Here is a 20929-nt window from a genome sequence, read left to right as displayed (position 1 = left end):
CTGTTAATTATCATTAGCCCCCACTTGTTCAGCTCTTTCTTTAAATCGTTCGTAGAGCGTTTTTAAAGTTCCTTGGTTAAATTCGCCTTTTTCATTTAATTCTTTCATTACTTTGACAGGATTTCTCATCAAAATATAATGAAATGGACCGGTATGGCCTTCATAGTTTTTAATAAATCCGTATTCAACAAGTTTGAGCATTCTGCCTTTCCATGTGTCTTGTGCCCTTTGACCTGTAAAACCGGCTTCCTTGGCAAATAATTCTGGGTTATCAATTTTCATAAAACTGAAATCCGGTAATCTGGCCCATAAACAAAAATAAGTATGTCCTACTGGTTTTCCCTTAGTTAATACATCCAATATTTGCATGGTAATGGGTAATACTCTCGGAATAGTAGAATAGCCAATCATTTTCTTTCTATCCCAATAATCGTTGTTACTAAAAGATACTGGGTCAATTTCTACGAACTTTTCCTGTGCAATAGTTCTTGGAGTTTTTCTAAATTTTTTGTTGACAACTTTTTCTGTTTGATTTTTGTTTTCGCTATCCTCCTTCTTTTCAATTTTGGTTGGTTTTGTGCTGTCCATGGCCTTCCTTTCATGTTTCGAATTTAACATATATAACTAAAATATTTTTGAGAATTTTATTACTTGTGTTGCATGATATTTTGATTTAAAAATTTATGAAATGCAACAAAATTTTCAAAAATATTATTTGAAATGTATTATATGTTGCAAAATATTTAAATAAAATTCAAAAAAAACAAATAATTAAAATATTATATATGTACTATAGTTATCTATTATTCTTAGTAATATGTTCTTATTGGTTGGGAGAGGGGTATGGGGAGAGGGGATAAAGTTGAGAATGAAACTAATTTTTATGCTAAAGAGATATATTCATTTATTATATATTGTGACTAAGAATTTATTCTTAAATAATAGATTTTTATTAAGGATATTTATTTTCACCTTTAATCCATGCAATTGAGCCACTCCATCAACAATAGATAACCCTAGCCCGCTGCCGCTGCTTTCCTGTCCGGCCGGTCGGAAAAACCGTTCGCGCAGGCGTGGTAGGTTTTCGGGGGCGATGGCGTTGCAGGGGTTTGTGATGGTGATACTGTCGGCTGCTAGGGTGAGGTTGATGGTGCTGTGTTCGGGGCTGTAGCGGATCGCATTATCCAGTAAGTTGCGGATAAGTATGGTCAGCAGGGTCGGGTCGCCGGTCAGGGGTAGTATGTATGCTGTTTCGGACTGATACTGGCGCTGGATGCGACAATGGCGTTCGCGTGCTTGAAGACTGACGCTTTCAATGGCTTCATTAGTGATTTCTGTCCAGTTTACTGCGGTGGTATAAGGCGGGGCTGTGAGAGGGTCGAGGCGGGAAAGAGTGAGGAGCTGGTCGACCAGATGGGTGGTGCGGTCGATGCTGTGTTCGATGGTGCGTACGCGTTGCTGTTGGGCATCGCTGAGGCTGGTTAATGCCAATACTTCTGTTTGTACTTTGAGGGCAGCCAGCGGGCTGCGCAGTTCATGTGCGGCATCAGCAGTAAAACGCAGCTCACGGGCTCGGGTTTGTTCAATACGCTGGAGTAAGTCGTTCAGCGCGTTAATCATGGGTTGTATTTCGCTGGGAACGGCGCTGGTAATGGGCGTGACGCTATGCGGATCTCGCTGGTATAGAGTCTGGGTTAATTTTTGCAGAGGTTTGGTGCCTCGACGGACGCCCCATACTATGAGCCATAGCAGCAGAGGGATGGCAAGGATAGATACGGCCAATTGTGACCATACGGCGCGTAAGACGGTTTGCAGGCGTTCATGCATGCTGAAGGATACAGCTACTTGAAGTTGCTGCTGAGGGTTATTCAGGTAAAAGAGGCGCCATGCGTGACTTTGCCACCATTCCCCCTGATTGATGAAGCCTTGGTAGTTGTTGCGGTATGGGATGCTGTGACCGGTCTGGTCTGCGTTGATAAGCTGTCCTTTGTACCAGATGGCATAGCCGGATTCTTTGCTGTCGATGAGTCCTCGTTGTTTTTGTGGTATTTCCGGCAGGGTTGGGTAATGACTGGTATCAAGGTTGATGGGAGTATGCATCAGCCGCTGTGCGAGCTGGCTCATTTGAGTATCGCCGGCTTCGTCTATTTCATGCATGACGGCTGCTGCGCTAATAAAGGCAGTGACTAGCCACAAAATGGGCAGGGTGGCACCAAGATAGATAAGTAATCGCCGGCTGATGGCGGTGGTGGGCTTCATGGTGCCTCTCCGAGCTGATAGCCAAGACCGCGGCGGGTGCGGATGATGCTGGCACCGATTTTTTTGCGTAAATGATGTACGTGAACTTCTACGGCGTTGCTCTCAACTTCTTGCTCCCAGCTATAAAGTTTGTCTTCGATCTGAGCCCGCGTAAATACGCGCTGGGGGTGAGTAACGAGTAGTTGCAGCAGCAACCATTCGCGCTGGGTGAGATTTAGTGGCTGGCCATATAAGCTGGCGCTACAGCTGTTGAGACTAAGGATAAGCTGGCCAAAGCTGATTTGGGTCTGGCTGATGCCCTGACTGCGCCTTATCAAGGCGTGAAGGCGGGCAATGACCTCATCTAAGGCAAAGGGTTTGCATAGGTAATCATCTGCTCCGGCATTGAGACCAGCTAGCCGGTCTGGCAAGGCATCCCGTGCAGTAAGAATGAGTACGGGAGTATTGATTTCCTGTTCGCGCCAGTGTCTGAGTACGTCCATACCGTCTGTTTCGGCTAGACTTAAATCGAGTATAACGGCGTCGTATGGAGCAGCGCTCAGCGCTTGTTCACCCAGACGTCCGGAAGCAAAGATATCACAGGCCATGCCATGCTGGTGTAAGCCTGCATGCAGGCCATCTGCAATATCGCTGTCGTCTTCGAGTATCAGTATGCGCATGCTTTTTATATTGTTATGCCGATTATTCGACCGATCATGCTGGTAAAAGCGAGTGCCAGAGCACCGAGGATGATGATGCGGATGACTGCCGGTCGTTTGGGTGCCCCACCTAGATGGGCTGAGATGCAACCGAGGATGCCGAGACCGATTACGGTGGTGACAGCCAGTGTGCTCATTAGCCAAACGGTTGAGCTTAGTAGTGATAGTAATACGGGTAGTAGGGCGCCGCAAGCAAAAGAAAAGGCAGAAGCCATCGCTGCTTGCAAAGGGTTGGCTTTACTAACTTCGGTGATGCCGATTTCTTCGCGGGCGTGGGCTTCGAGGGCGTTGTGTTTGGTTAATGCTTCTGCTACTTGCTGTGCCAGTGTCTGATTTAAGCCGCGCTGCCTGTATATATCAGTAAGTTCTGCCAGCTCAATTTCGGGATAGCGAGTGAGAGAGTCGAGTTCTTTGCGTAAATCGGCAGCTTCAGTATCGCGCTGGCTGGATACGGAAACATATTCCCCGGCGGCCATGGAGACAGCACCGGATACAAGGGCAGCAATACCGGTAATGAGCAGGGTCTGGTGGTTTGGTTCAGCAGCGGCCAGACCCATCAACAGGCTGGCTGTAGAAATGAGGCCATCATTGGCACCGAGTACGCTGGCTCGCAGCCAGTTATTACGGTTGGAAAAATGTTTTTCTTCATGCCAGGATTGATTCATTTGTGGCTCCTGATATGTACAGGTTAATGCTTTTTGTTCTATACCGTATCACATCGCTATGGGGTGTGGGTACGGTTTACCTTAAGCTTCACTTAAGGCTGTTTTTTTACACTTGCCACTGTTTGGTTAACAGGGGCTAGCAAATGCAGTCTAAATGGGTTTTGAGCAGTAATCGAACGGTGTTATTGCTGAGTGTTTATATTTCTGTAGTTTTGAATTTCGGCTTCTGGAAATATCTGGTGCAGCATGTTAGTTTTAATCACAACATCATATTATGGTTAACTATACCCTTTTTTCTGCTGGCGGCGATGAATTTCTGTATGCAATTGCTGTTTTGGCCTTATTTGCATCGGGTGATGGTGCCTTTGTTGCTGCTACTAGGTTCGGCAGTAAGCTATGCGGTAATGATGCAGAATATTTATTTTGATGCGAATATGCTGCAAAATATTATTCAGACTAATGTTGGTGAGGCTGGAGCTTGGTTGACGCCACAATTTTGGATGTGGCTGGGGATAACGGGTTTGTTACCGGCACAGTGGTATTGCTGGGGGATAAAGATTGGCTATGCTCGTCCTTGGTTTCGTGAGCTAGGTGGGCGTTTGTTGGTGATGGGTGGTTCTCTGGCTATGGTGGCAGCGATTATTTTTCTGGCATATGGTAGCTATATTTCTTTTTTTCGTAATAATAAGGCTGTGAATCATCTGATTGTGCCAACAAATATTGTGGGTGCGGCATTGAAAACCGCTTATAACGCTTATGATGCGCACCAGCCGTTACAGAAAATTGGGCTGGATGCCCGTCATCAGCAACAGGGGCCGAAGCGGTTGCTTGTGGTGGTGATGGGAGAAACCACGCGTGCACAAAGCTGGGGCCTGAATGGTTATCAGCGCCAGACTACGCCGGAGCTGGCGGCGATGGGAGAGCAAGTAATTAATTTTCCGCAAGTCACTTCTTGTGGTACGGCAACGGCGATATCTTTACCATGCCTGTTTTCCAATATGCCACGTCAGCACTATAAAGCCAATTTGGCTAAACATCAGGAAGGTTTATTGGATGTTTTGCAGCGTGCGGGTGTGGATGTGCTGTGGCGTGATAATGATGGCGGTTGTAAAGGGGTGTGCGAGCGCGTCCGCCATGTGGATGTACGAGATTGGGCACCGAATCTGGAATGCAACGGTGATGGGTGTTTGGATGAGAGCCTGTTGCTTAATTTACGGGCTGCGATTGCTGATTTACCGGATGATGCCGTGCTCGTACTGCATACCATGGGTAGCCACGGACCAGCTTATTATCAGCGTTATCCAGATGCGTTTCGGCGGTTTACGCCTACCTGTGATACCAATCAGATTCAGCAGTGCAGTAATGAGGAATTGCGCAATACTTATGATAATACGGTACTGTATACGGATCATGTGCTGGCTGAATTGATTAAGCTGTTGCAGCAGGAAAAGGGACTGGCCAGTGCCATGTGGTATTTTTCTGACCACGGTGAATCTTTGGGCGAAAATGGAATGTATCTGCATGCCACACCATACGCAATCGCGCCGGCGGAACAGACCCACGTGCCGATGGTGTTTTGGGCTAATCAGGATTTTGCCCGTGTCAGCCATTTGGATATGGGCTGTCTGCGCCGGCATGCTCAGCAGCAGGCCTACTCACACGATAATATTTTTCACTCAGTGCTTGGATTGATGGATGTGCACACTAATGAATATCAGTCACAGCTTGATTTATTTGCAGAGTGCCGGTCGAAAGAGTAAATGATTCGGTTGAGTTGATAGTAAATGTTTAGGTTTGGTCGGTTTCGGGCTGGGTGGGGATAAATTGCTGTAGCCATTGGTGCGTTGCAGTGGTATCAAAGGCCTGACTGGCATAGCTCATTAATAGGAGGTTATCCGGCAAGTACGCATCATATTTTTCCAGTTTTCTTTCCGGTACCTGCTCGGCCAGTACCCACGCTTCATCCTGCTGGGCTTGTGCCAGATGTTGCAGGATAGTTTTTACTTGCTGAATGGAGGAATTTGGAATGGTAATGAAACCAGCATTTATGTCTGGCTCTAGTTTTTCACGTTTAAGCAAGGCAAAGAGGGTATTGACGATTTTATCGCCTTTCCATGGAAATAAATAAACTTTATTACCAAGCTGGATGAGGTTTTCTTTATGCAGTTTTAGAGCTTTGAATATTTGACAGCTTCCTGTAAATATTTTTTTTGTGGTGTCGTCGGTGAAGTCTGCTTTTCCCTGTCCTACCGGTATTCTGAAATCCTCTGCACATAATATTTTGTACATTTCTTCTCGAATCGCATCATGGATATTCAGACTGCTGCTTGCAAATCTGGGGGGATTTCCGGCTTTGGTGTGCCGAACCAGAATAACTTTGTCTTCAGTGTTGATATCAATGATTTGCCAGCGCTGTCCGGCGAAAATGATATTTTGATTTACGGTCAGGAATCCTAGCATCGGTATGGAACCAAGAATTTTATTTTCTGTTATCAAACGGTATTCTTCGGGAGTGTGAAAAACGCTGTAAAATGTATAGTGGTTGACGAGTTTTTCGCCATTCACGCCTAAGACCAGAATATTGTTGTGTGTTTGGGTAATCAATTGTTGTATACCCATGTGGCTGAGCAGGATTTTAAATTGATAGGTGGTAATGTTCTGAAATGGGCCTTCTTTACATAATATATGATACAGCTGTTCGGTTCTGACACCTCCCCATTGTGCCAGTGTGGCCAATATCTGGTGCAAAAGAGTGGAAAAATGTAGTAATTTGGGATTGGCTGGCTCAAACCATTTACTGCTGATTAGCAGGCGTACCATGGCCAGTGCCTGTATTAGCTCCAGATGTAATAAGTCCGTGATATCTGATTTTTTTGTGACTTCCCGTTCAGTGATCAGCATGCGTAATACAGCAGCATTACCACGCCTGCCGCTGCGTCCTACACGCTGGCGCAGACTAGATACGGAATGGGGACAACCTATCTGGATAACCGAATTGACTTTACCGATATCAATCCCCAGCTCCAATGTAGAGGTGCAGATAGCTGTGGTGGGCAGTTTGTCCTGCTGTAAACGTTTTTCTAGCGTTTCACGCAATGATTTGTCTAAAGAACCATGGTGAGGAAAGAATTCATTGGGCAAATTGTTTTGCTCACACATATCGCTGAGTCTAACAGCGACAGACTCAGTATTTGCGCGGGTGTTAGCAAATACCAGATGATTGCTGTTGCGGCATAAGCGGAACAGATCTTGGCACATCTGAGAAAGGGCAGAATAGGTGGGGCTTTTGTCAGGAAGGTCTTTTGTACGGGTGGCCTCTTGTGGTTCTATATAGGTTCTGAGCTGCAGTTTTATCAGGGAGCGGGCTTGTGTCTCGCGAATAATCTGGCATTGCAATCGCTGGTTGGGGCGTAGTGATGCAGGTACGCTTTCTATATTGCCTAACGTGGCACTAAGGGCGATGCGAGGAATTGTTGTTTGTAATTTGCCGAGCAAATGCTCAACACGAGTGAGCAAGGATAGTAATTGCTGCCCTCGCTCACGCCCGACAAAAGCATGGAATTCGTCGATAATGATATATTGCAGTGACTTAAATGCAGTGCGGAACCAGCCGGAATCATTTATAAGAAGTGCTTCCAGCGATTCAGGAGTCATCAGAATAATTCCGGATGGTGATTTTTTCAGTTTGTTTTTTTTGCTGGCAGGGATGTCGCCATGCCACGGTGTCAACTGCATTGATACTATTTCTGCCAAACTGTGCAGGCGTCGGTACTGGTCGTTGATCAGTGCTTTTAACGGACTAATACATAGAATACTGATGCTGTCTGTTATATTCATGCATTGGCTGCAGGCAGGTAAAAAAGCTGCTTCTGTCTTGCCTGCAGCAGTGGAGGCTGTGATTAAGACATCAGTCTTGGCGGCCAGAATGGGTGGAATGGCTAGTTGCTGGATTTCGCGCAGGCTCTGCCAGCCCTGCTGGTATATCCATTTTTTTACTTTATGATTAAGTAATTGATAGCTGTCCATTACAGTTTGAAATCAGTCAGTTCGTCATCTTCTTGTGCATCTTCTGTGTACTCCATATCGATATCAGAGTCTTTTTCTTCTTCCACTTCCACAGAATCAAGCAGTTGCTGCCATGAAATATCAGGGTTTTGTTCAATAACAGCCAGCATATCTAGAAATGCTTTGATGGTATTGCGCGGGGTACGGAAATAAGCGTCGCCGATGGTTTGGCTGCAATGCACCAAAAAAGTTTGCAATGATTCATCTGGTACTAGATAATTGCTGGTGTCGCCGTAGGCGTAAACATGGCGCAGGTTTTTTAGCAAAATGTACAGCTCTTCCGGTGTGAGGCTGGCCAGATGCAGGGCGGGGGAGGAGTAATCAATCACGCCGGCCTGTTTGGCAAAATTATTGTCAGCCAGCCGTGATTGCAATGCTTCATAGCTATACAAACCTTTGCGTGGATCTAGCAGGAATTCTGGTGTGCCACCTAATAAAAAGCCAATGTATTCCGCATTACCTTGCAAACAATCATTTAACATGCGCAATATTTGTTCATAATTGGATTTTCTGGCCTGTGAACTGTTGAGTTTATACAGATTGACCATTTCATCTAAATTGACCAGTAGTCCGCTGTAGCCAGCCTGCCGCACAAACAAGCTCATGATTTTCAAGGAGTCGTAAAAAGAAGCATCCGAAATAATAGTTCGGACACCCAGATCGTTACGAGCTTCTATTTTGCTATTGTATTCAGCGCGCAGCCACTTAATCGCACAGGCCTTTAGTTGCTCATCTTCCTGTTCACTGGCTTTCCAGTAGGCTTCGATAACTTTGGCAAAATCGTAGCCGCCGACCATTTCCGAAATGGCTGACAGTCTCTGGTGCAGAATTTTTTCCACACTGCTGTCTGTGCTATCAGCCTCTTTTTGCACCTGTGTGATAAATTTCTCTACTACACTGGTCAGAGCATTGCCATCAGGTTTATTGCGAGTAGCCATGTTTATCATGAGCTCAGAGTACAGATTTTTGGCCTGCCCATTGGTGGCATGGAGGCGCCGGTCAGGAGATAAATCGGCATGTACTGTGACAAATTTGTTCTCGAGCGCAATTGCCCGCACCACGCTCATAAAAAAAGTTTTTCCTGATCCATAATCACCAATAATCAGTCTGAATGCTGCTCCACCATCCTCGATGCGTTTGATATCTTGTATCATGGCTTTCAATTCATTCACGCGTCCGACCTGTATATGCTGTATGCCGATTTTAGGGGTAACGCCGGTTTTCAGTGATTGAATGATGGCATCTCTTTCTTTTGCTCTGATTCGCTTTTGCATCTTTATTTTATCCTTGTAGTTCAGCGACTATTTCAAAATCAATATAAATATCATCATCTTCCCCAATCAAAGGGGCTTCTACGCGTTCGTATGCCCAGTCATTGATGGTTTCGATGGCTCCGTCCGGCAATAAATCAAGCTCTTTACACAGTCCAATATATTCATTACGTGACCAATGTTCCTGCGTAATCAATTTATCGAACAATTGTTGGTGAGCATTATCAAGCATATGCTGGTTTTGAGGCACGGGTGGAGGAGGCTGGGGTTCATCGTCTTCATTGTCAGAGCTAAAAATAGAGCCCAGTAACGACTGCACATCGCTCGTCTGGCTTTCATGTAGTCTGAGCACAGCTGTGTCTAAAAGGGTATTTTCCGATTCAACTGCAGGTTTGGTCTGTTTCGAAATTGTTGTTGGCTGAGTGGCTACAGGCGGAGCAGTGGATACTGATAGATTATGGATATCGCTAGCTACTGTGGATTTGTCCAGACCCAAAGCAGTATAAAGTTTCTCAAGCTGTCTGATTTCCTTGTTTTCAATTACGCCATCAGCTATTGCAATGGAAATTAGCAAGTTACTAATTATTTTTTTCTGGTTTGAATCAAGTTTCTCGATTTTATCTTTTAAACCCTGCATTCCATAAGTATTATTTAGGCACCACAGTAGAAAAGCATGTAGATACTGTTTTTCTGCATCTTGCAAAGATTCATTCGAATCAATAAAACGTGCGAGAAGTTCTTTTTCTTTAGCATGAACCACCCCATCAATATTGGCTACAAGCACCCCCAGCCTTAGCAGCAGCTCGGTATTTCGGAACTCATTACTTGGCTGAAAACCAGTACCATTGTGTGCCCGATACAATACAATTAGTCCGTCAGGTTTGATTTTAATCTGCTGAACACGGCTGTCTGGCACAAGCACTAGTTTGAATCTGTTTGCTACCCGCTGCATCAGCTCATTTTCTTTTTTATTGATTGCTTTGTTTAAATCGGTATGAATATTTTTCCAGAAGTCCTGTACGGAGGTTACACCATTATGCTTGTTCAGAACCGTATCTACCCATTGCTTGAACTGATTCAGTACAGGGAAACCAGAAGCATTCAGTAATTCATCCGGCAGAAGCATTAAAGCAGCAAAATCGTCACGGGAAGAATTTTCTTTGGCTAAATAGCGGCTGAATTCACCAAGTAGTTCGGTGCAATGTTCTGCAATGGCGATTAAGTCTTTTAAGGGTTTTTTTAGAATACTGGGGTCAGGTAGATCAGTATTATTCCATTGATGCAGGCCACTGGAGCGATTTGCAGCGCGATATTCGATTTTTAAACTGGTTTTATTAGGGCAAACCAACATTCCATCGGCAAAATATTCCTTAAATTTGGCATAAAATAGCTGCTGAAATTCTTCTTTACAGCGTCGCGCAGCTGTTCTGAAATAATAATCGTCGGAATAGCGTACCCAGTCCAGAGCCAGACTGGCTTTTATTGGTTTCTCATTTTTTACCGTTACCGCCAGAATCAACTTGAAAAATAATTCATTGGAAAAATGAAATAATTCATTTTTCAGGTGATTAGTGACAGCAGGCCGCAAATAAATCATCAGGGCTAGTAAATTACCTGAATAATTATTAAAAGAGTGATTGCCGTTGTAAATTCGGCGTAAGCGCACTATTTCATGAAAAATATCGAGATATTCCTGATTATCAATGGATTGAATAGCATTTTTACAAGCCAGAATACGTCTTTCCAGACCGAAAAAATAAAGAAATATATAACCGATTGGCATGTTTGGATGTGTCCGTTCTGATGCCAGCCAGTCGAGATAAACTCCTCGGCATTGCTGAGACAGCCCCGAATAACTAGGCCAATAGCACAATGAAGCATCGGAATAAATTTCTTTGCAGTTATCCAGGTTGCTGGGCAGAAAAGCCGGCAGATTAGGGTCGATCAGACAATCTTCCGAACTGTAACCATCCAGTCCTTTCAGGCTTTGTCCATAGAAAATAAAGCCTTTAGATAATTTCCTATTATGAATAGAAACCGATTCTAATGCTCCTAGCCACCGGCCTTTTTTTGCACCAGCGGTAGTGGTTCGCGATTTGTCTTTGCCCGAGCTGATAACAAAAGTAGTAAGCTCATCATCTCTGTCTGGAGTAACGGTGTTTTTATGACCTTTAATCTGGGTCAGTAATTCTTCAATCACGGCACTGGCATCAGTCTGACTGGACTGTTGTACCGGCTGATTACTTTCTTCTGTCTGCATAGCACATTTGTTAGCAGCCGAAGATTTTCTGGCAGCAGAACGCTTATCTGAATGAGGTTTACGTGGTCGAGATACTGGGGGCGTGGAGTTATTTATATTGGATAGAAGCACAATCAAACTGATAACGACAACGATACAAGCTAAAAATGCCATTTTTAAAACGCCATCCCACTTTATAATTCAAAGGTTAAAAAATTACATCACCGCAACCATACCACCCAGATAAAATTAACCATAAAAGACAAATTTATAGAAAATATGCTTTTGATAGTACGACATGATTTATGCCTTCGCCAAGTTTATTGTTCTTATAATTTGGAAAAAAAATGGTTTAGGAAGTAAGTGTTGCATCTACACAAAACTTTAATTAAACATGAAAAATGTAAATTAATAATTGAAGCGCTACAGAATAATATTCGAACATTATTGACTGATATTTGCATCGCTTTGCTCTGGTTCACACCTTAAAAATTAATTACCTTATCAGCGTCCAGCTTCAGGACGCTGTGGTGCAAGCTGCCGTATAATCTCCTCTTTCTCAGTTGAATGTGAAAGACATAACGCATGTGGTTTAAGCAATTAACTATTTACCCGCTTAATAAAGAGAATTTACCGGCTCTGGAAACTTTGGCAGACAAACTCGCTCAAGCTGAATTCAAGCCATGTATGGGGCTGGACTGGGATAGCATCGGATTTGCCAGCCCAGTATCATTTAGCCCGGAAATGGTGTTTCCGGCACAGAACACCTTGCGTATAGCATTAAAAAAAGAAGAAAAAGTATTACCGGCTGCAGTGGTACGCGATATTTTGGAAGAAAAAATCAGTGAAATCCGGGAAGCAGAAGGGCGTAATGTTGGCCGCAAGGAAAAGATGGAACTAAAAGAAACCATCACAGATGATTTACTGCCGCGTGCCTTTACCAAAAGCAGCAAAACAGAAGCGTTAATTGATACGCAGCGTGGTCTGCTGCTGATTAATCAGGCCAACACCAATCGCGCAGAAATGCTGCTTACCAAATTGCGTGATGCATTGGGCGGTTTGGAAGCTAGGCTACCGCGAACCCAGCAATCGCCGGGCAGTCTGATGACAGAGTGGCTGCTGAATGGTGCTGCAGCCGGCCATTTTGAGCTCGATAGTGATTGTGAACTGAAAGGTCTGGGTGATGCTGCACCGGTGGTGCGCATCAGCCATCAGGATTTGACTGCCGAAGAAGTGGTTAATCTGGTGAAAAACGGTAAAGTCGTTACTCAGCTGGGGCTAAGCTGGCAGGATAGAGTGCGCTTTGTGCTCACACAGGATTTTACTCTGAAGCGCATCCAGTTTCTGGACGTGATTCAAGAAGAAGCAGCTGGTCAGGGTGATGATATACAGAGCATAACTTTTGCTTCACAAATTCTGATGGCTGAAGCTTTGGGCGATCTGCTGGCTGAGCTGGTTCATCATCTTGGTGGCTGGATGGCCGATTAAATGTATATGCAGGCGTAAATTGCCGCAATAGGCCTGCAACAGCAGCAAAGGCTTCGGTATAATGCGCTAAATTTATCAAGGGTATCGTCATGAGTATTAAATCAGACAAGTGGATCTGCCGCATGAGCGAAGAGCATGGCATGATTGAACCATTTGAACCGAACCAGATTAAACAGGTAAACGGTGAAAAAATCATATCCTATGGCACTTCAAGCTATGGCTACGATATCCGCTGTGCCCGTGAATTCAAGATTTTTACCAACATTAACAGCACCATTGTTGACCCGAAAAATTTTGATACGCGCAATTTTGTTACCGTTGAGGATGATTTCTGCATTATTCCGCCCAATTCATTTGCGCTGGCTCGTACAGTGGAATACTTCCGTATTCCGCGCAATGTGCTCACTGTGTGTCTGGGTAAATCCACTTATGCGCGTTGTGGCATCATCGTCAACGTTACGCCGTTTGAACCGGAGTGGGAAGGCTATGTCACTCTGGAGTTTTCCAATACCACGCCTCTGCCAGCTAAAATTTATGCCAACGAAGGTGTAGCGCAAGTGTTGTTTTTTGAAAGTGATGAAGAGTGCGCTACTTCTTATAAAGACCGTGCCGGCAAATATATGGGACAAACCGGCGTGACTTTGCCGAAGGCCTGATAGGCGAATTTAAAAAAAGGACGCAGATGCGTCCTTTTTTATTAAATTATCGTTTAAAAGCAAAATAAACTGCGCCAAGAATGAATGCAAAACTGATCAGGTAATTTAGGCGGAATTCATCTTTTAAATACAGTATTGCAAACAGTGTAAATACTACTAGTGTAACAACCTCTTGGATAATCTTTAGCTGAAAAGGTTTAATACCCCATTGTGCGCCAAGATGATTCGCGGGCACTGCTAGACAATATTCAAACAGTGCAATACCCCAGCTGATAAGAATAATTTGCCACAGCGGAAAAATGTTATTGCTTGGCTTAATGTGCCAGTACCATGCGGTTGTCATCACTAGATTGGAAGCAGTCAGCAGACCGATAACGATTAAATAATGCATAGTAGTGTAGGTGGATCATCCAAAACGATTTAAGACATTGACTGTAATATAATATGAATTTAGCTGATTTGCAGAAAAGAATAGCAATTTCACTCAGAGTAATCTCGATTGGAATAATGGATTAGTAACTTTCTGTTGCTGAGTAAAAAAGTAGCAGCTACCCAATTGCTGAGTTATCGGAATAGGTTTTATTCTGATTTAATGTGCAACTGGGTTTTTGCTAAGAGATTGGTATAAATAAAGCGGTTTATAAAAATAGATTAAAATCGAGAAATTAAAAACACTAAAATTTATGCTATTGAGTTAAATTTGTTTCTCGTTTTAGTTACAGTGTTATTGTGCTGATAACTGCCATAGGGAAGTAATTTCGCGGTTGCGTGCATTGGCTAGTGGAAGATGGTGCTGGTGAGCTTTTGGGTGTGTTGGTTGAATATCGGTTTTTTGTATCACTTTTAAGCCGGCTGATTGTATCCACTGCGGTAAGGCTTCTGTAAGTCGTAAACCCAGATGTTCGGCAATATCGGACATGATCAGCCATACCTGTCCATTCGAATTCAAGTGGTTGAGTGCCTGACTGAGAAAGGATTGCAGCATTTGGTGTGCCGGGTCGTAAAGGGCAGTTTCAATATCGCTGCTTGCTTTGGCAGGTAGCCATGGCGGGTTGCAAATAATGAGGTCGGCGCGGCCATCTGGAAATAGGCTGGTGTTTTGGATGTGAATCTGTCCAGTTAATCCGAGGCGTTGAATGTTGGCTTGTGCGCATGCTATGGCGCGTGGGTTGTTATCGGTGGCAGTTATATGAGCTATACCGCGCTGTGCCAGTATGGCAGCCAGAACACCACTGCCGGTACCGATATCCCATGCGCTGTGGCAGGGCTCAGGCAGGTGTGCTTCGGCTACTAGTTGTAAATATTCACCACGTACAGGTGAAAAAACGCCATAGGGAACATAGATTTTCTGCCCGTTGAGTGCGGGTATGCTGACGCCTGTTTTATGCCATTCATGTGCGCCAATGTAGCCGAGTAGCAAATGAAGGGGGAGAAGTAAGTTGGTGTGGTTGGGACTGCCATATACATCGGTGATTGCGCCTGCAACGTTAGGTGCACGATTATTGGATATTTGTCCGTCTGGTTGAATTTCTATAAGTAGCTGCTGAAACAGGCGGCTGTGTTGTGCCTGTTGCAGGCGGTGTTTGTGAAAATCGTTGTGCATGCGTGCTTTGCTATGTACACGTTTTTTGATTGCTGCCAGTAGCTGTTTGCCTTGGTGATAATCACCCCGCCAAAGCAGTGCGATATTCTGGCGCATCTGCTGCAAAGCTTGTTCTGCACTGATTTGGCTGATTGTCTGAATTTGGGTGGGTGCCGGATGGCGGCTGTCACCGCCCCACATGGCTTGCATGCTCTGACCATGTTCTGTCCAATGTATGGTTTGGTTCATGTTGATTCTGTGCTTAAAAGTCTATTATAAGAAAATGCTAGGTTAAATGGTGTGTTCTGAGAGGTTTAAACTTTGCTTTGCTGGGTAAAACAAAACTGCCTGAATCGATATGGGATTCAGGCAGTTTTTCATGTTATGTTGGTGATATCAGCGATTGTCCATTACGGCCAACAAAATTTGGATTAGGCTGGTAAAAATGTTGTAAATGGAAATAAACAGGGTTAGGGCTGCGCTGGTGGGGCTATCTTCACCGCCGGCAATGACGGCACGGATTTGCCACATGATAATAAGTGAGCTGAAGATAACAAAACCAGCTGCTATGGTTAATCCAAGTGCAGGTATGTTCATAAACATGTTGACAATCATGCCGATGATAAGAACGACTGCACCTACAGTCAGAAACTGGGCAATGCCATTCATGCTTGATTTAGAACGGTGTGCTATGGTGGCCATAGTGAAAAATACCCCCGCGGTCATCAGGGCAGCCATGCCAACGATTTGTCCGCCGATACTAGAGGCTAGAGCAAATTGTAATATGGGGCTAAGGAAAAATCCGAAGCCGAAGGTGAATACCATCAGTAAACCAATACCCAAGTTGTTGTAACGGTTTTTTTCTATGGCGAACATGAGGCCGTAGGCAAAGATGAAAAAGGCGACGACAGATAGCCAAGAATTGCTAAACAATGCATAGAAATTGACATATGTTCCAGCGTAAGCACCAGCTGCGCAAGGCAGGAATGAGAGACCAAGTAGAGCATAGGCTTTGCGCAGCACTACGGTTTGTGGGTTTTCACTAGCTTGTCCAAGCTGAGTGAAATCATAGCTGTTGCGTGGTTGCATGTGTGTAATTCTCCGTGATTTTGTGGGTAAATAATTTCTCAGGTTGATTATATTGTAACAATTGTTGGCATATATGCACAATGTGGTTGCATTGTAAGTAGTAAAGTTGAATTTTTTAATTTTGAAGTAAATTATCTTGTTTATGATATTGTGTTGGTTTGCTGAATTTCAATGTTTTTTGGGATATTTGATAAAAAATACGTTGAAGATTTAAGCTATATCGGCCAGTTTGTGTGACTGCAAGCTGAGCAGCCATTTATTGTCGTGACGATGTTGGTTGAGCTGACCTAATGCTTGCAAAGTGGTAAGCATGTTGAAGCGACCGTTTTGTTCGCAGGGTGAGAGGAAGTAATGTCTGGCCTGTATGTGTTGTTCGATTTTTAGGCAGAATGCTAGAAATTCGGGATGGTCTTCTACTACGATGCGTACTTCATCAGCCTGATTCTGAGCTGGAAACGGATAGTGCTGGCGGTAGTGAAATTTGGGACTTAGTGAGATGTAGTCTATTTGAGGGTCTATCTTTCCTAGTCCGTTGCTTTCTATGGCAAGGTAATAGCCTAATTGTTTGAGCTGCTGTAAGAGCAGGGGTAGTTTTTTGTTGATGGTGGGTTCACCGCCGGTGATGATAATGTTTTTGCTTTGATACTGTTGGACGGTGTTGAGGATTTGTTGCAAAGACATGCTTTGATAGTGCATGTAGTCGGTATCGCACCATGGGCATCTGAGATTGCAGGCTGCCAGACGGATGAAAATGGCGGGCATGCCAGTGTTGTAGCCTTCGCCTTGTAGTGATTCGAAAATTTCGACAATGTTGAATTGAGTCATGTCTAGTTTTGCTGATACTCGCAATAGGATGTGGGCGTTTCCCACAGGGTGATTTTGGATACGGGTAGTTTGTCGCAGAGCTGATTGAAGATGAAGCGGCTCATGCCTTCGGCAGTGGTGCGGCAGGGAAAGGCGAATACTTTGCGTTGCATCTGTTGTAGCAGGGCGGCTATTTTGCATTCGTTGCTATTGCTGGCGTCATACAGGTAGGCGTGATCAAGCTGGCTGATGATGCTTTGGTTGATGATGGTTTTAATGTCGGCAAAGTCCATTACCATTTCTTTGCTGGAGCCGTGTGGCCGGAGCTGGTCACTGATTTCGACTATCAGCCGGTAGGTGTGGCCATGGAGATTATGACATTTGCCTTTATGTCCATCTAGCATATGACAGGCATCGAATTGGAATTCTTTGGCGATTTTGTACATATTGCTTCTGCTTCAGCGGCTGTTTGAAAGACTAAAACCGTAATGAGCAGAAAATATGGCTGGATTCAGCTGAGACATGTGAATTGACGCTCCTAGTTTTTTTGCGTGGGATGGATTGCGAACCACGTGGTTATTCTGTTGTTAATAACACTATATGCAGATTGATGATGCTTTGCTTCTATATGAATATATATTTTAATGGAAACGGGTGGGGTTTAACAAGGGTAACTTTGGGGTGAGATGGGTGTCAGTGCCGGCCTGAGCGCCATATAGACCAGATGACCCACAGGCTGTTACTGAATGCGAGCAGATAGCCAATCAGGCCGAAAAAAGACAAGCCGAAGATTTTTGGACCGGCGTTGATGTTCATTACGATGGAAGAACCGATAATCAGTGCCGCGGTAACGATCCCCATGGTTAGCCGGTTGGCTACTTTGTCTAGCTGATTGTTGAATTTGTCGATATGCTGAATATTGATGCTGACGGGAAGTTGGCCATGCTGAATGCGCTTATTTAGTTGCAACAGGTTTTGAGGCAGGCTGTTTATGAGTTGTGAGAGTAGGTGCAGCTGCATTTTGCTGTGACGCCAGAATGTGCGGGTGTTGAAACGCTGGCGTAATACGTTGTGAATGGAGTTCTGGGCATGGCTAAGAAGTTCGAAATCACCGTCTATCTGTTTGATGACGCCATCAAGCGTAATTAAGCATTTGAATAAAATTACTAGGTCGGCCGGCAATGTGAGGCCGTGTTCGCGGATGATGTAGGTGATATCATTGATAATCTGGCTAATGCTGATATCGCCGCTGCTGAGCTGTTCATAGTTGAGCAGCATTTCGAATACGTCGCTGCCGAGCTGATTTTCGTTAAGTGGTTCGCCCTGTGCCCAGTTGGAGAGAATATATTGTAAAGCAAACTGGTCGCGTTCCAGCAGAGCTTGAATAAGGGAGATGATTTCCTGATGGCGCTGCTGGCTTAGGCGGCCGATAAGGCCAAAGTCTATTAGGGTGATACGGCCATCGTTTCGCACTAAGATGTTACCGGGGTGGGGGTCTGCATGAAACAGGCCGTGCTGTAATATCATGTCGAGTAAAATATCAACCAGTGCTGCAGCAAGCTTGCGTCGCTGTTCTTTGCTCCAGCTGCTGAGAGCAAGATTTTTAAGTAAAGTATCGTCAATATATTCTTGTACCAGTATTTGACGGTTAGAATACGCCGCATAAGTTTGCGGTATATGGATTTGCTGTTGGTGGTTGTAAAGACGGGCAAAATGTTGCATATTGCGACGTTCAGCAGTGAGATCTGTTTCTTTTTCAAGTGAGCGGGCAAAGTATTGCACCATTTGTACCGGATAGTAGCGTCTGGATTCAGGTATTTCTGATTCCAGTAGCTGAGCTATGTGGTTAAGAATACGCAGATCGGCTGCTACGGTGGATTCTATTCCCGGTCGTTTCACTTTGATGGCGACCTGCTCGCCGCTGCTGAGTGTGGCTCGGTGAACCTGTGCGATGGATGCGCTGCCGATGGGCTGAGCTGATATGTGGCTGAAGATGCTTTCCAGTGGCTGGTTGAGCTGAGCCTGAATGATGTTTTTGATTTCTATGATGGGAAGAGGATGGGTATTGTTTTGGAGTTGAGCAAATTCCTCCGTCCATTCTTCTCCGAAAACATCTGTACGGGTGGCGAGTATTTGTCCGAGTTTGATGAATGTGGGTCCCAGCTCTTCAAAGGCAAGGCGCACGCGCCGCGGTGTACTGAGATAGCCCTGCTGAGCCGATGGGTCGGTATGTTTGTACCGGCGTATCGGCAGTTTGATACGAACAAGAAATTCACCCAGACCGTGTTTGGCCAAAATGGTAAGAATTTCACGCATACGGGTCCAGTCGCTAATGCGGGATGAGCTGGGTGAAAACATATGATTATGTCCCGAACAAAGTCTGCTTACAGGATAGCAGAATTGTTTGATGAACAGATGGAATAATGTTGGCATGAAGTGGATAAAAAAATTAATGAAAACGGCAACTGTATGCCTATGCGCCGGTTTCATTTTGGTGCCGCCGGTGATGGCGGCGCCTGACGAGGGACTGGATAATGCTGCACTGGAGCGTCTGATTCGTGACAGAACAGCAGCACCAGCCGTGCGTACGGGTGATGATGCCAGTGACCTGATTATGAATGCGATGGGGTTGCTTGGAGTAGCCTATCACTTTGGTGGTAATTCACCTACCAGTGGGCTGGATTGCAGTGGATTTATGCAATATATTTTCCGCCGCAGTATGGGGGTGACGCTGCCGCGTAGCTCGCGCCAGATGGCTACGGTTGGTGAAGTGGTAAGCCGTGCTGCACTGCAACCGGGTGATCTGGTTTTTTTCAGCCCCGGCGGTGGTGGGATTTCGCACGTGGGTATGTATATTGGTAATGGTAGAATGATTCACGCGCCTCGTACGGGCAAGAATATCGAAATTACCAGTATTGAGCAGGGGTACTGGTCTAAAGCTTTTGTCACGGCGCGCAGGGTGAAACATTGATGAAACCTTTACCTCCGATGCCCAGATGGGTGGATGATGCCGGTAATGTGGTCTCTTGCACGGAAAAAATTAAAGTAATGCAGCAGAATATGCAAGAAATCTATGAGCTGGCACAGGAAGCCTTTGAAGATGGATTGCTGATGGGTTGTCAGGAAAAGCAGCTGCGTGCTTATCTGGCTGAATTGATGGCTACATTGGATAATCCCTATCAGAAATAAGTTTAGCTGTATCTGAACTTTGCTGGCAGCTAAATACAGGATTACGATTTATTCCGTTGTAGCGGCGTGTTTTGTGCAGCTTCAGTGTGCGGTAATTACATGGTAATGGGCGATGTAATGTATCATTACATATGTATGCTCTTGCCGATATTTTGCAGTAGCTGCTCAGGCAGGTGTCTGGATTGCATGTTTTCAATGTAAGCTGACAAACAACAATGCCCGTCTTAAGGACGGGCATTGTTGTTTATACCGGATTGTTATCAGAACAGGTTGTCTAATGGTTTGCCATTGGCACTGTTGTTGGATGATTTGGGTTTAGGTGCAGGAGCTGGTGCGGCTGGAGTTTCCGGATTGTTGTCTCTGTTGGTAGCAGCAGGTGCATTGGTGGGTACCAGTGGCTGTAATTCTTCGTTGTCCGCATTGGCTTTTGGCTTAGTGCTATTTTTTATAGGTGTGGCCGGAGTCTGCGGAGCTGAGGCGCTGTCATTGTTATCACTGTCAGAAGCAGTGGTGACAGTAGCATTGGGAATAAATACCGGTGATTGCGTGGTATTGTTGTTTCCGGGAGCACCATTGGGTGTAAGAATTTCAAAACTAGCCTGTGAGGCATAGCCGGCTGTATCTGGTGCATTGTTCAGCACCTGCCAAGCGTGAAAAACAAACCAGACAACAAAAATAGCCAGAATCAGAAACAGGCTGAGAAGGATTTTAGTGAAGGTGCTTAGGCCAGCTTTAACCGCGTTTTTTTTGTTTTTGCTTTCGGGTGCGGTGGGTTTTGTGCTCATGATGTGGTAATCCTTTAAGGGATATCGTCGGGTGTAAGGCAGTTATTATACGCAAAATTGTGTTTACGCTAATCAGATACTTTACTTTTTAGTTGCTGCAACCGGCCGTTTGTGAGCATTTGATTGCAGCAGCTGGGCG

19 protein-coding genes and 1 riboswitch are annotated in these 20929 nt (G+C 44.9%); of the genes, 5 read left to right on the top strand and 14 right to left on the bottom strand.

All coding sequences use genetic code 11. From position 1 onward, the window contains the following. Positions 1-3: 3 nt before the first annotated feature. From J3U75_RS07420 to J3U75_RS07405, 4 genes are all read right to left on the bottom strand, one after another. On the bottom strand, positions 4-588 hold the full coding sequence (locus tag J3U75_RS07420; protein ID WP_267391295.1) for a hypothetical protein: 585 nt from the start codon (positions 586-588) through the stop codon (positions 4-6). A 312-nt stretch (positions 589-900) separates the two neighbouring features. After that, on the bottom strand, positions 901-2259 hold the full coding sequence (locus tag J3U75_RS07415) for an ATP-binding protein (protein ID WP_267391294.1): 1359 nt from the start codon (positions 2257-2259) through the stop codon (positions 901-903). After that, on the bottom strand, positions 2256-2918 hold the full coding sequence (locus J3U75_RS07410) for a response regulator (RefSeq protein ID WP_267391293.1): 663 nt from the start codon (positions 2916-2918) through the stop codon (positions 2256-2258). The genes J3U75_RS07415 and J3U75_RS07410 overlap by 4 nt, the downstream gene beginning before the upstream one ends. Positions 2919-2923: 5 nt before the next feature. After that, complete coding sequence (locus J3U75_RS07405) at positions 2924-3622, bottom strand: VIT1/CCC1 transporter family protein (protein ID WP_267391292.1); 699 nt, start codon at positions 3620-3622, stop codon at positions 2924-2926. A 143-nt stretch (positions 3623-3765) separates the two neighbouring features. On the opposite strand from J3U75_RS07405, the gene J3U75_RS07400 reads away from it, so the two are divergent. Continuing rightward, the gene (locus J3U75_RS07400; protein ID WP_267391291.1) at positions 3766-5382 is read left to right on the top strand and encodes a phosphoethanolamine transferase; all 1617 of its coding nucleotides are present in this window, start codon (positions 3766-3768) and stop codon (positions 5380-5382) included. Between the two features lie 28 nt (positions 5383-5410). Here the strand turns inward: J3U75_RS07400 and J3U75_RS07395 are convergent, their stop codons facing one another. The 3 genes from J3U75_RS07395 to J3U75_RS07385 are packed head-to-tail and all read right to left on the bottom strand — an operon-like array spanning position 5411 to position 11371. Then, on the bottom strand, positions 5411-7648 hold the full coding sequence (locus tag J3U75_RS07395) for a DEAD/DEAH box helicase (protein WP_267391290.1): 2238 nt from the start codon (positions 7646-7648) through the stop codon (positions 5411-5413). Then, positions 7648-8961, bottom strand: coding sequence for an ATP-binding protein (locus tag J3U75_RS07390; protein ID WP_267391288.1), 1314 nt, complete (start codon positions 8959-8961; stop codon positions 7648-7650). The genes J3U75_RS07395 and J3U75_RS07390 overlap by 1 nt, the downstream gene beginning before the upstream one ends. 7 nt (positions 8962-8968) lie before the next feature. Further along, positions 8969-11371 carry a TerB N-terminal domain-containing protein gene (locus tag J3U75_RS07385; protein WP_267391286.1) on the bottom strand — a complete coding sequence of 801 codons (2403 nt, stop codon included), beginning with the start codon at positions 11369-11371 and terminating at the stop codon, positions 8969-8971. A 411-nt stretch (positions 11372-11782) separates the two neighbouring features. Here J3U75_RS07385 and J3U75_RS07380 point away from each other — a divergent pair, with 411 nt between their 5' ends. Both J3U75_RS07380 and dcd read left to right on the top strand, forming a co-directional pair. Further along, a complete protein-coding gene (locus J3U75_RS07380; protein ID WP_267391284.1) occupies positions 11783-12685 on the top strand; it encodes a recombination-associated protein RdgC in 903 nt (300 codons plus the stop codon). An 89-nt stretch (positions 12686-12774) separates the two neighbouring features. Further along, complete coding sequence (dcd, locus tag J3U75_RS07375) at positions 12775-13341, top strand: dCTP deaminase (RefSeq protein WP_100139758.1); 567 nt, start codon at positions 12775-12777, stop codon at positions 13339-13341. A 46-nt stretch (positions 13342-13387) separates the two neighbouring features. Here the strand turns inward: dcd and J3U75_RS07370 are convergent, their stop codons facing one another. The 6 genes from J3U75_RS07370 to J3U75_RS07345 all read right to left on the bottom strand — a co-directional run bounded on the left by J3U75_RS07370 (position 13388) and on the right by J3U75_RS07345 (position 19174). Beyond that, a complete protein-coding gene (locus tag J3U75_RS07370) occupies positions 13388-13732 on the bottom strand; it encodes a DMT family protein (RefSeq protein ID WP_100139759.1) in 345 nt (114 codons plus the stop codon). A gap of 333 nt (positions 13733-14065) precedes the next feature. Beyond that, a complete protein-coding gene (locus tag J3U75_RS07365; RefSeq protein WP_267391282.1) occupies positions 14066-15172 on the bottom strand; it encodes a class I SAM-dependent methyltransferase in 1107 nt (368 codons plus the stop codon). A 147-nt stretch (positions 15173-15319) separates the two neighbouring features. Next, positions 15320-16012 carry a Bax inhibitor-1 family protein gene (locus J3U75_RS07360; RefSeq protein ID WP_267391281.1) on the bottom strand — a complete coding sequence of 231 codons (693 nt, stop codon included), beginning with the start codon at positions 16010-16012 and terminating at the stop codon, positions 15320-15322. 210 nt (positions 16013-16222) lie between these two features. Continuing rightward, entirely contained in the window at positions 16223-16837 is a 615-nt protein-coding gene (locus J3U75_RS07355; protein WP_267391280.1) for a 7-carboxy-7-deazaguanine synthase QueE, read from the bottom strand. Between the two features lie 2 nt (positions 16838-16839). Then, positions 16840-17262, bottom strand: a complete 423-nt coding sequence (queD, locus tag J3U75_RS07350) for a 6-carboxytetrahydropterin synthase QueD (RefSeq protein ID WP_267391279.1) — start codon at positions 17260-17262, stop codon at positions 16840-16842. 86 nt (positions 17263-17348) lie between these two features. Next, a riboswitch (PreQ1 riboswitch) is annotated at positions 17349-17394 on the bottom strand. Between the two features lie 115 nt (positions 17395-17509). Next, positions 17510-19174: an ABC1 kinase family protein gene (locus J3U75_RS07345; protein WP_267391278.1), complete on the bottom strand. Its 1665-nt coding sequence runs from the start codon at positions 19172-19174 to the stop codon at positions 17510-17512. A 94-nt stretch (positions 19175-19268) separates the two neighbouring features. Here J3U75_RS07345 and J3U75_RS07340 point away from each other — a divergent pair, with 94 nt between their 5' ends. Then, positions 19269-19787: a C40 family peptidase gene (locus J3U75_RS07340; RefSeq protein ID WP_367577800.1), complete on the top strand. Its 519-nt coding sequence runs from the start codon at positions 19269-19271 to the stop codon at positions 19785-19787. Continuing rightward, positions 19787-20005, top strand: a complete 219-nt coding sequence (locus J3U75_RS07335) for a hypothetical protein (protein WP_100139765.1) — start codon at positions 19787-19789, stop codon at positions 20003-20005. Before J3U75_RS07340 ends, J3U75_RS07335 begins: the two co-directional genes overlap by 1 nt. A 260-nt stretch (positions 20006-20265) precedes the next feature. On the opposite strand, the gene J3U75_RS07330 is transcribed toward J3U75_RS07335, so the two are convergent. Then, a complete protein-coding gene (locus tag J3U75_RS07330) occupies positions 20266-20790 on the bottom strand; it encodes a hypothetical protein (protein ID WP_267391277.1) in 525 nt (174 codons plus the stop codon). Between the last annotated feature and the right edge of the window lie 139 nt (positions 20791-20929).

The organism is Snodgrassella sp. B3088 (assembly GCF_026535815.1).
Classification (GTDB): domain Bacteria; phylum Pseudomonadota; class Gammaproteobacteria; order Burkholderiales; family Neisseriaceae; genus Snodgrassella; species Snodgrassella alvi_E.
This window is presented reverse-complemented; position numbering and strand designations above follow the sequence as displayed.

What these genes read in the sequence shown, in the direction of transcription:
- J3U75_RS07370 (WP_100139759.1), bottom strand. Translation starts at nt 13,732, where the DNA reads ATGCATTATTTAATCGTTATCGGTCTGCTGACTGCTTCCAATCTAGTG.
- J3U75_RS07345 (WP_267391278.1), bottom strand. Translation starts at nt 19,174, where the DNA reads ATGTTTTCACCCAGCTCATCCCGCATTAGCGACTGGACCCGTATGCGT.
- queD (WP_267391279.1), bottom strand. Translation starts at nt 17,262, where the DNA reads ATGTACAAAATCGCCAAAGAATTCCAATTCGATGCCTGTCATATGCTA.
- J3U75_RS07415 (WP_267391294.1), bottom strand. Translation starts at nt 2,259, where the DNA reads ATGAAGCCCACCACCGCCATCAGCCGGCGATTACTTATCTATCTTGGT.
- J3U75_RS07355 (WP_267391280.1), bottom strand. Translation starts at nt 16,837, where the DNA reads ATGACTCAATTCAACATTGTCGAAATTTTCGAATCACTACAAGGCGAA.
- J3U75_RS07400 (WP_267391291.1), top strand. Translation starts at nt 3,766, where the DNA reads ATGCAGTCTAAATGGGTTTTGAGCAGTAATCGAACGGTGTTATTGCTG.
- dcd (WP_100139758.1), top strand. Translation starts at nt 12,775, where the DNA reads ATGAGTATTAAATCAGACAAGTGGATCTGCCGCATGAGCGAAGAGCAT.
- J3U75_RS07335 (WP_100139765.1), top strand. Translation starts at nt 19,787, where the DNA reads ATGAAACCTTTACCTCCGATGCCCAGATGGGTGGATGATGCCGGTAAT.
- J3U75_RS07365 (WP_267391282.1), bottom strand. Translation starts at nt 15,172, where the DNA reads ATGAACCAAACCATACATTGGACAGAACATGGTCAGAGCATGCAAGCC.
- J3U75_RS07405 (WP_267391292.1), bottom strand. Translation starts at nt 3,622, where the DNA reads ATGAATCAATCCTGGCATGAAGAAAAACATTTTTCCAACCGTAATAAC.
- J3U75_RS07340 (WP_367577800.1), top strand. Translation starts at nt 19,269, where the DNA reads ATGAAAACGGCAACTGTATGCCTATGCGCCGGTTTCATTTTGGTGCCG.
- J3U75_RS07360 (WP_267391281.1), bottom strand. Translation starts at nt 16,012, where the DNA reads ATGCAACCACGCAACAGCTATGATTTCACTCAGCTTGGACAAGCTAGT.
- J3U75_RS07390 (WP_267391288.1), bottom strand. Translation starts at nt 8,961, where the DNA reads ATGCAAAAGCGAATCAGAGCAAAAGAAAGAGATGCCATCATTCAATCA.
- J3U75_RS07330 (WP_267391277.1), bottom strand. Translation starts at nt 20,790, where the DNA reads ATGAGCACAAAACCCACCGCACCCGAAAGCAAAAACAAAAAAAACGCG.
- J3U75_RS07380 (WP_267391284.1), top strand. Translation starts at nt 11,783, where the DNA reads ATGTGGTTTAAGCAATTAACTATTTACCCGCTTAATAAAGAGAATTTA.
- J3U75_RS07420 (WP_267391295.1), bottom strand. Translation starts at nt 588, where the DNA reads ATGGACAGCACAAAACCAACCAAAATTGAAAAGAAGGAGGATAGCGAA.
- J3U75_RS07395 (WP_267391290.1), bottom strand. Translation starts at nt 7,648, where the DNA reads ATGGACAGCTATCAATTACTTAATCATAAAGTAAAAAAATGGATATAC.
- J3U75_RS07410 (WP_267391293.1), bottom strand. Translation starts at nt 2,918, where the DNA reads ATGCGCATACTGATACTCGAAGACGACAGCGATATTGCAGATGGCCTG.
- J3U75_RS07385 (WP_267391286.1), bottom strand. Translation starts at nt 11,371, where the DNA reads ATGGCATTTTTAGCTTGTATCGTTGTCGTTATCAGTTTGATTGTGCTT.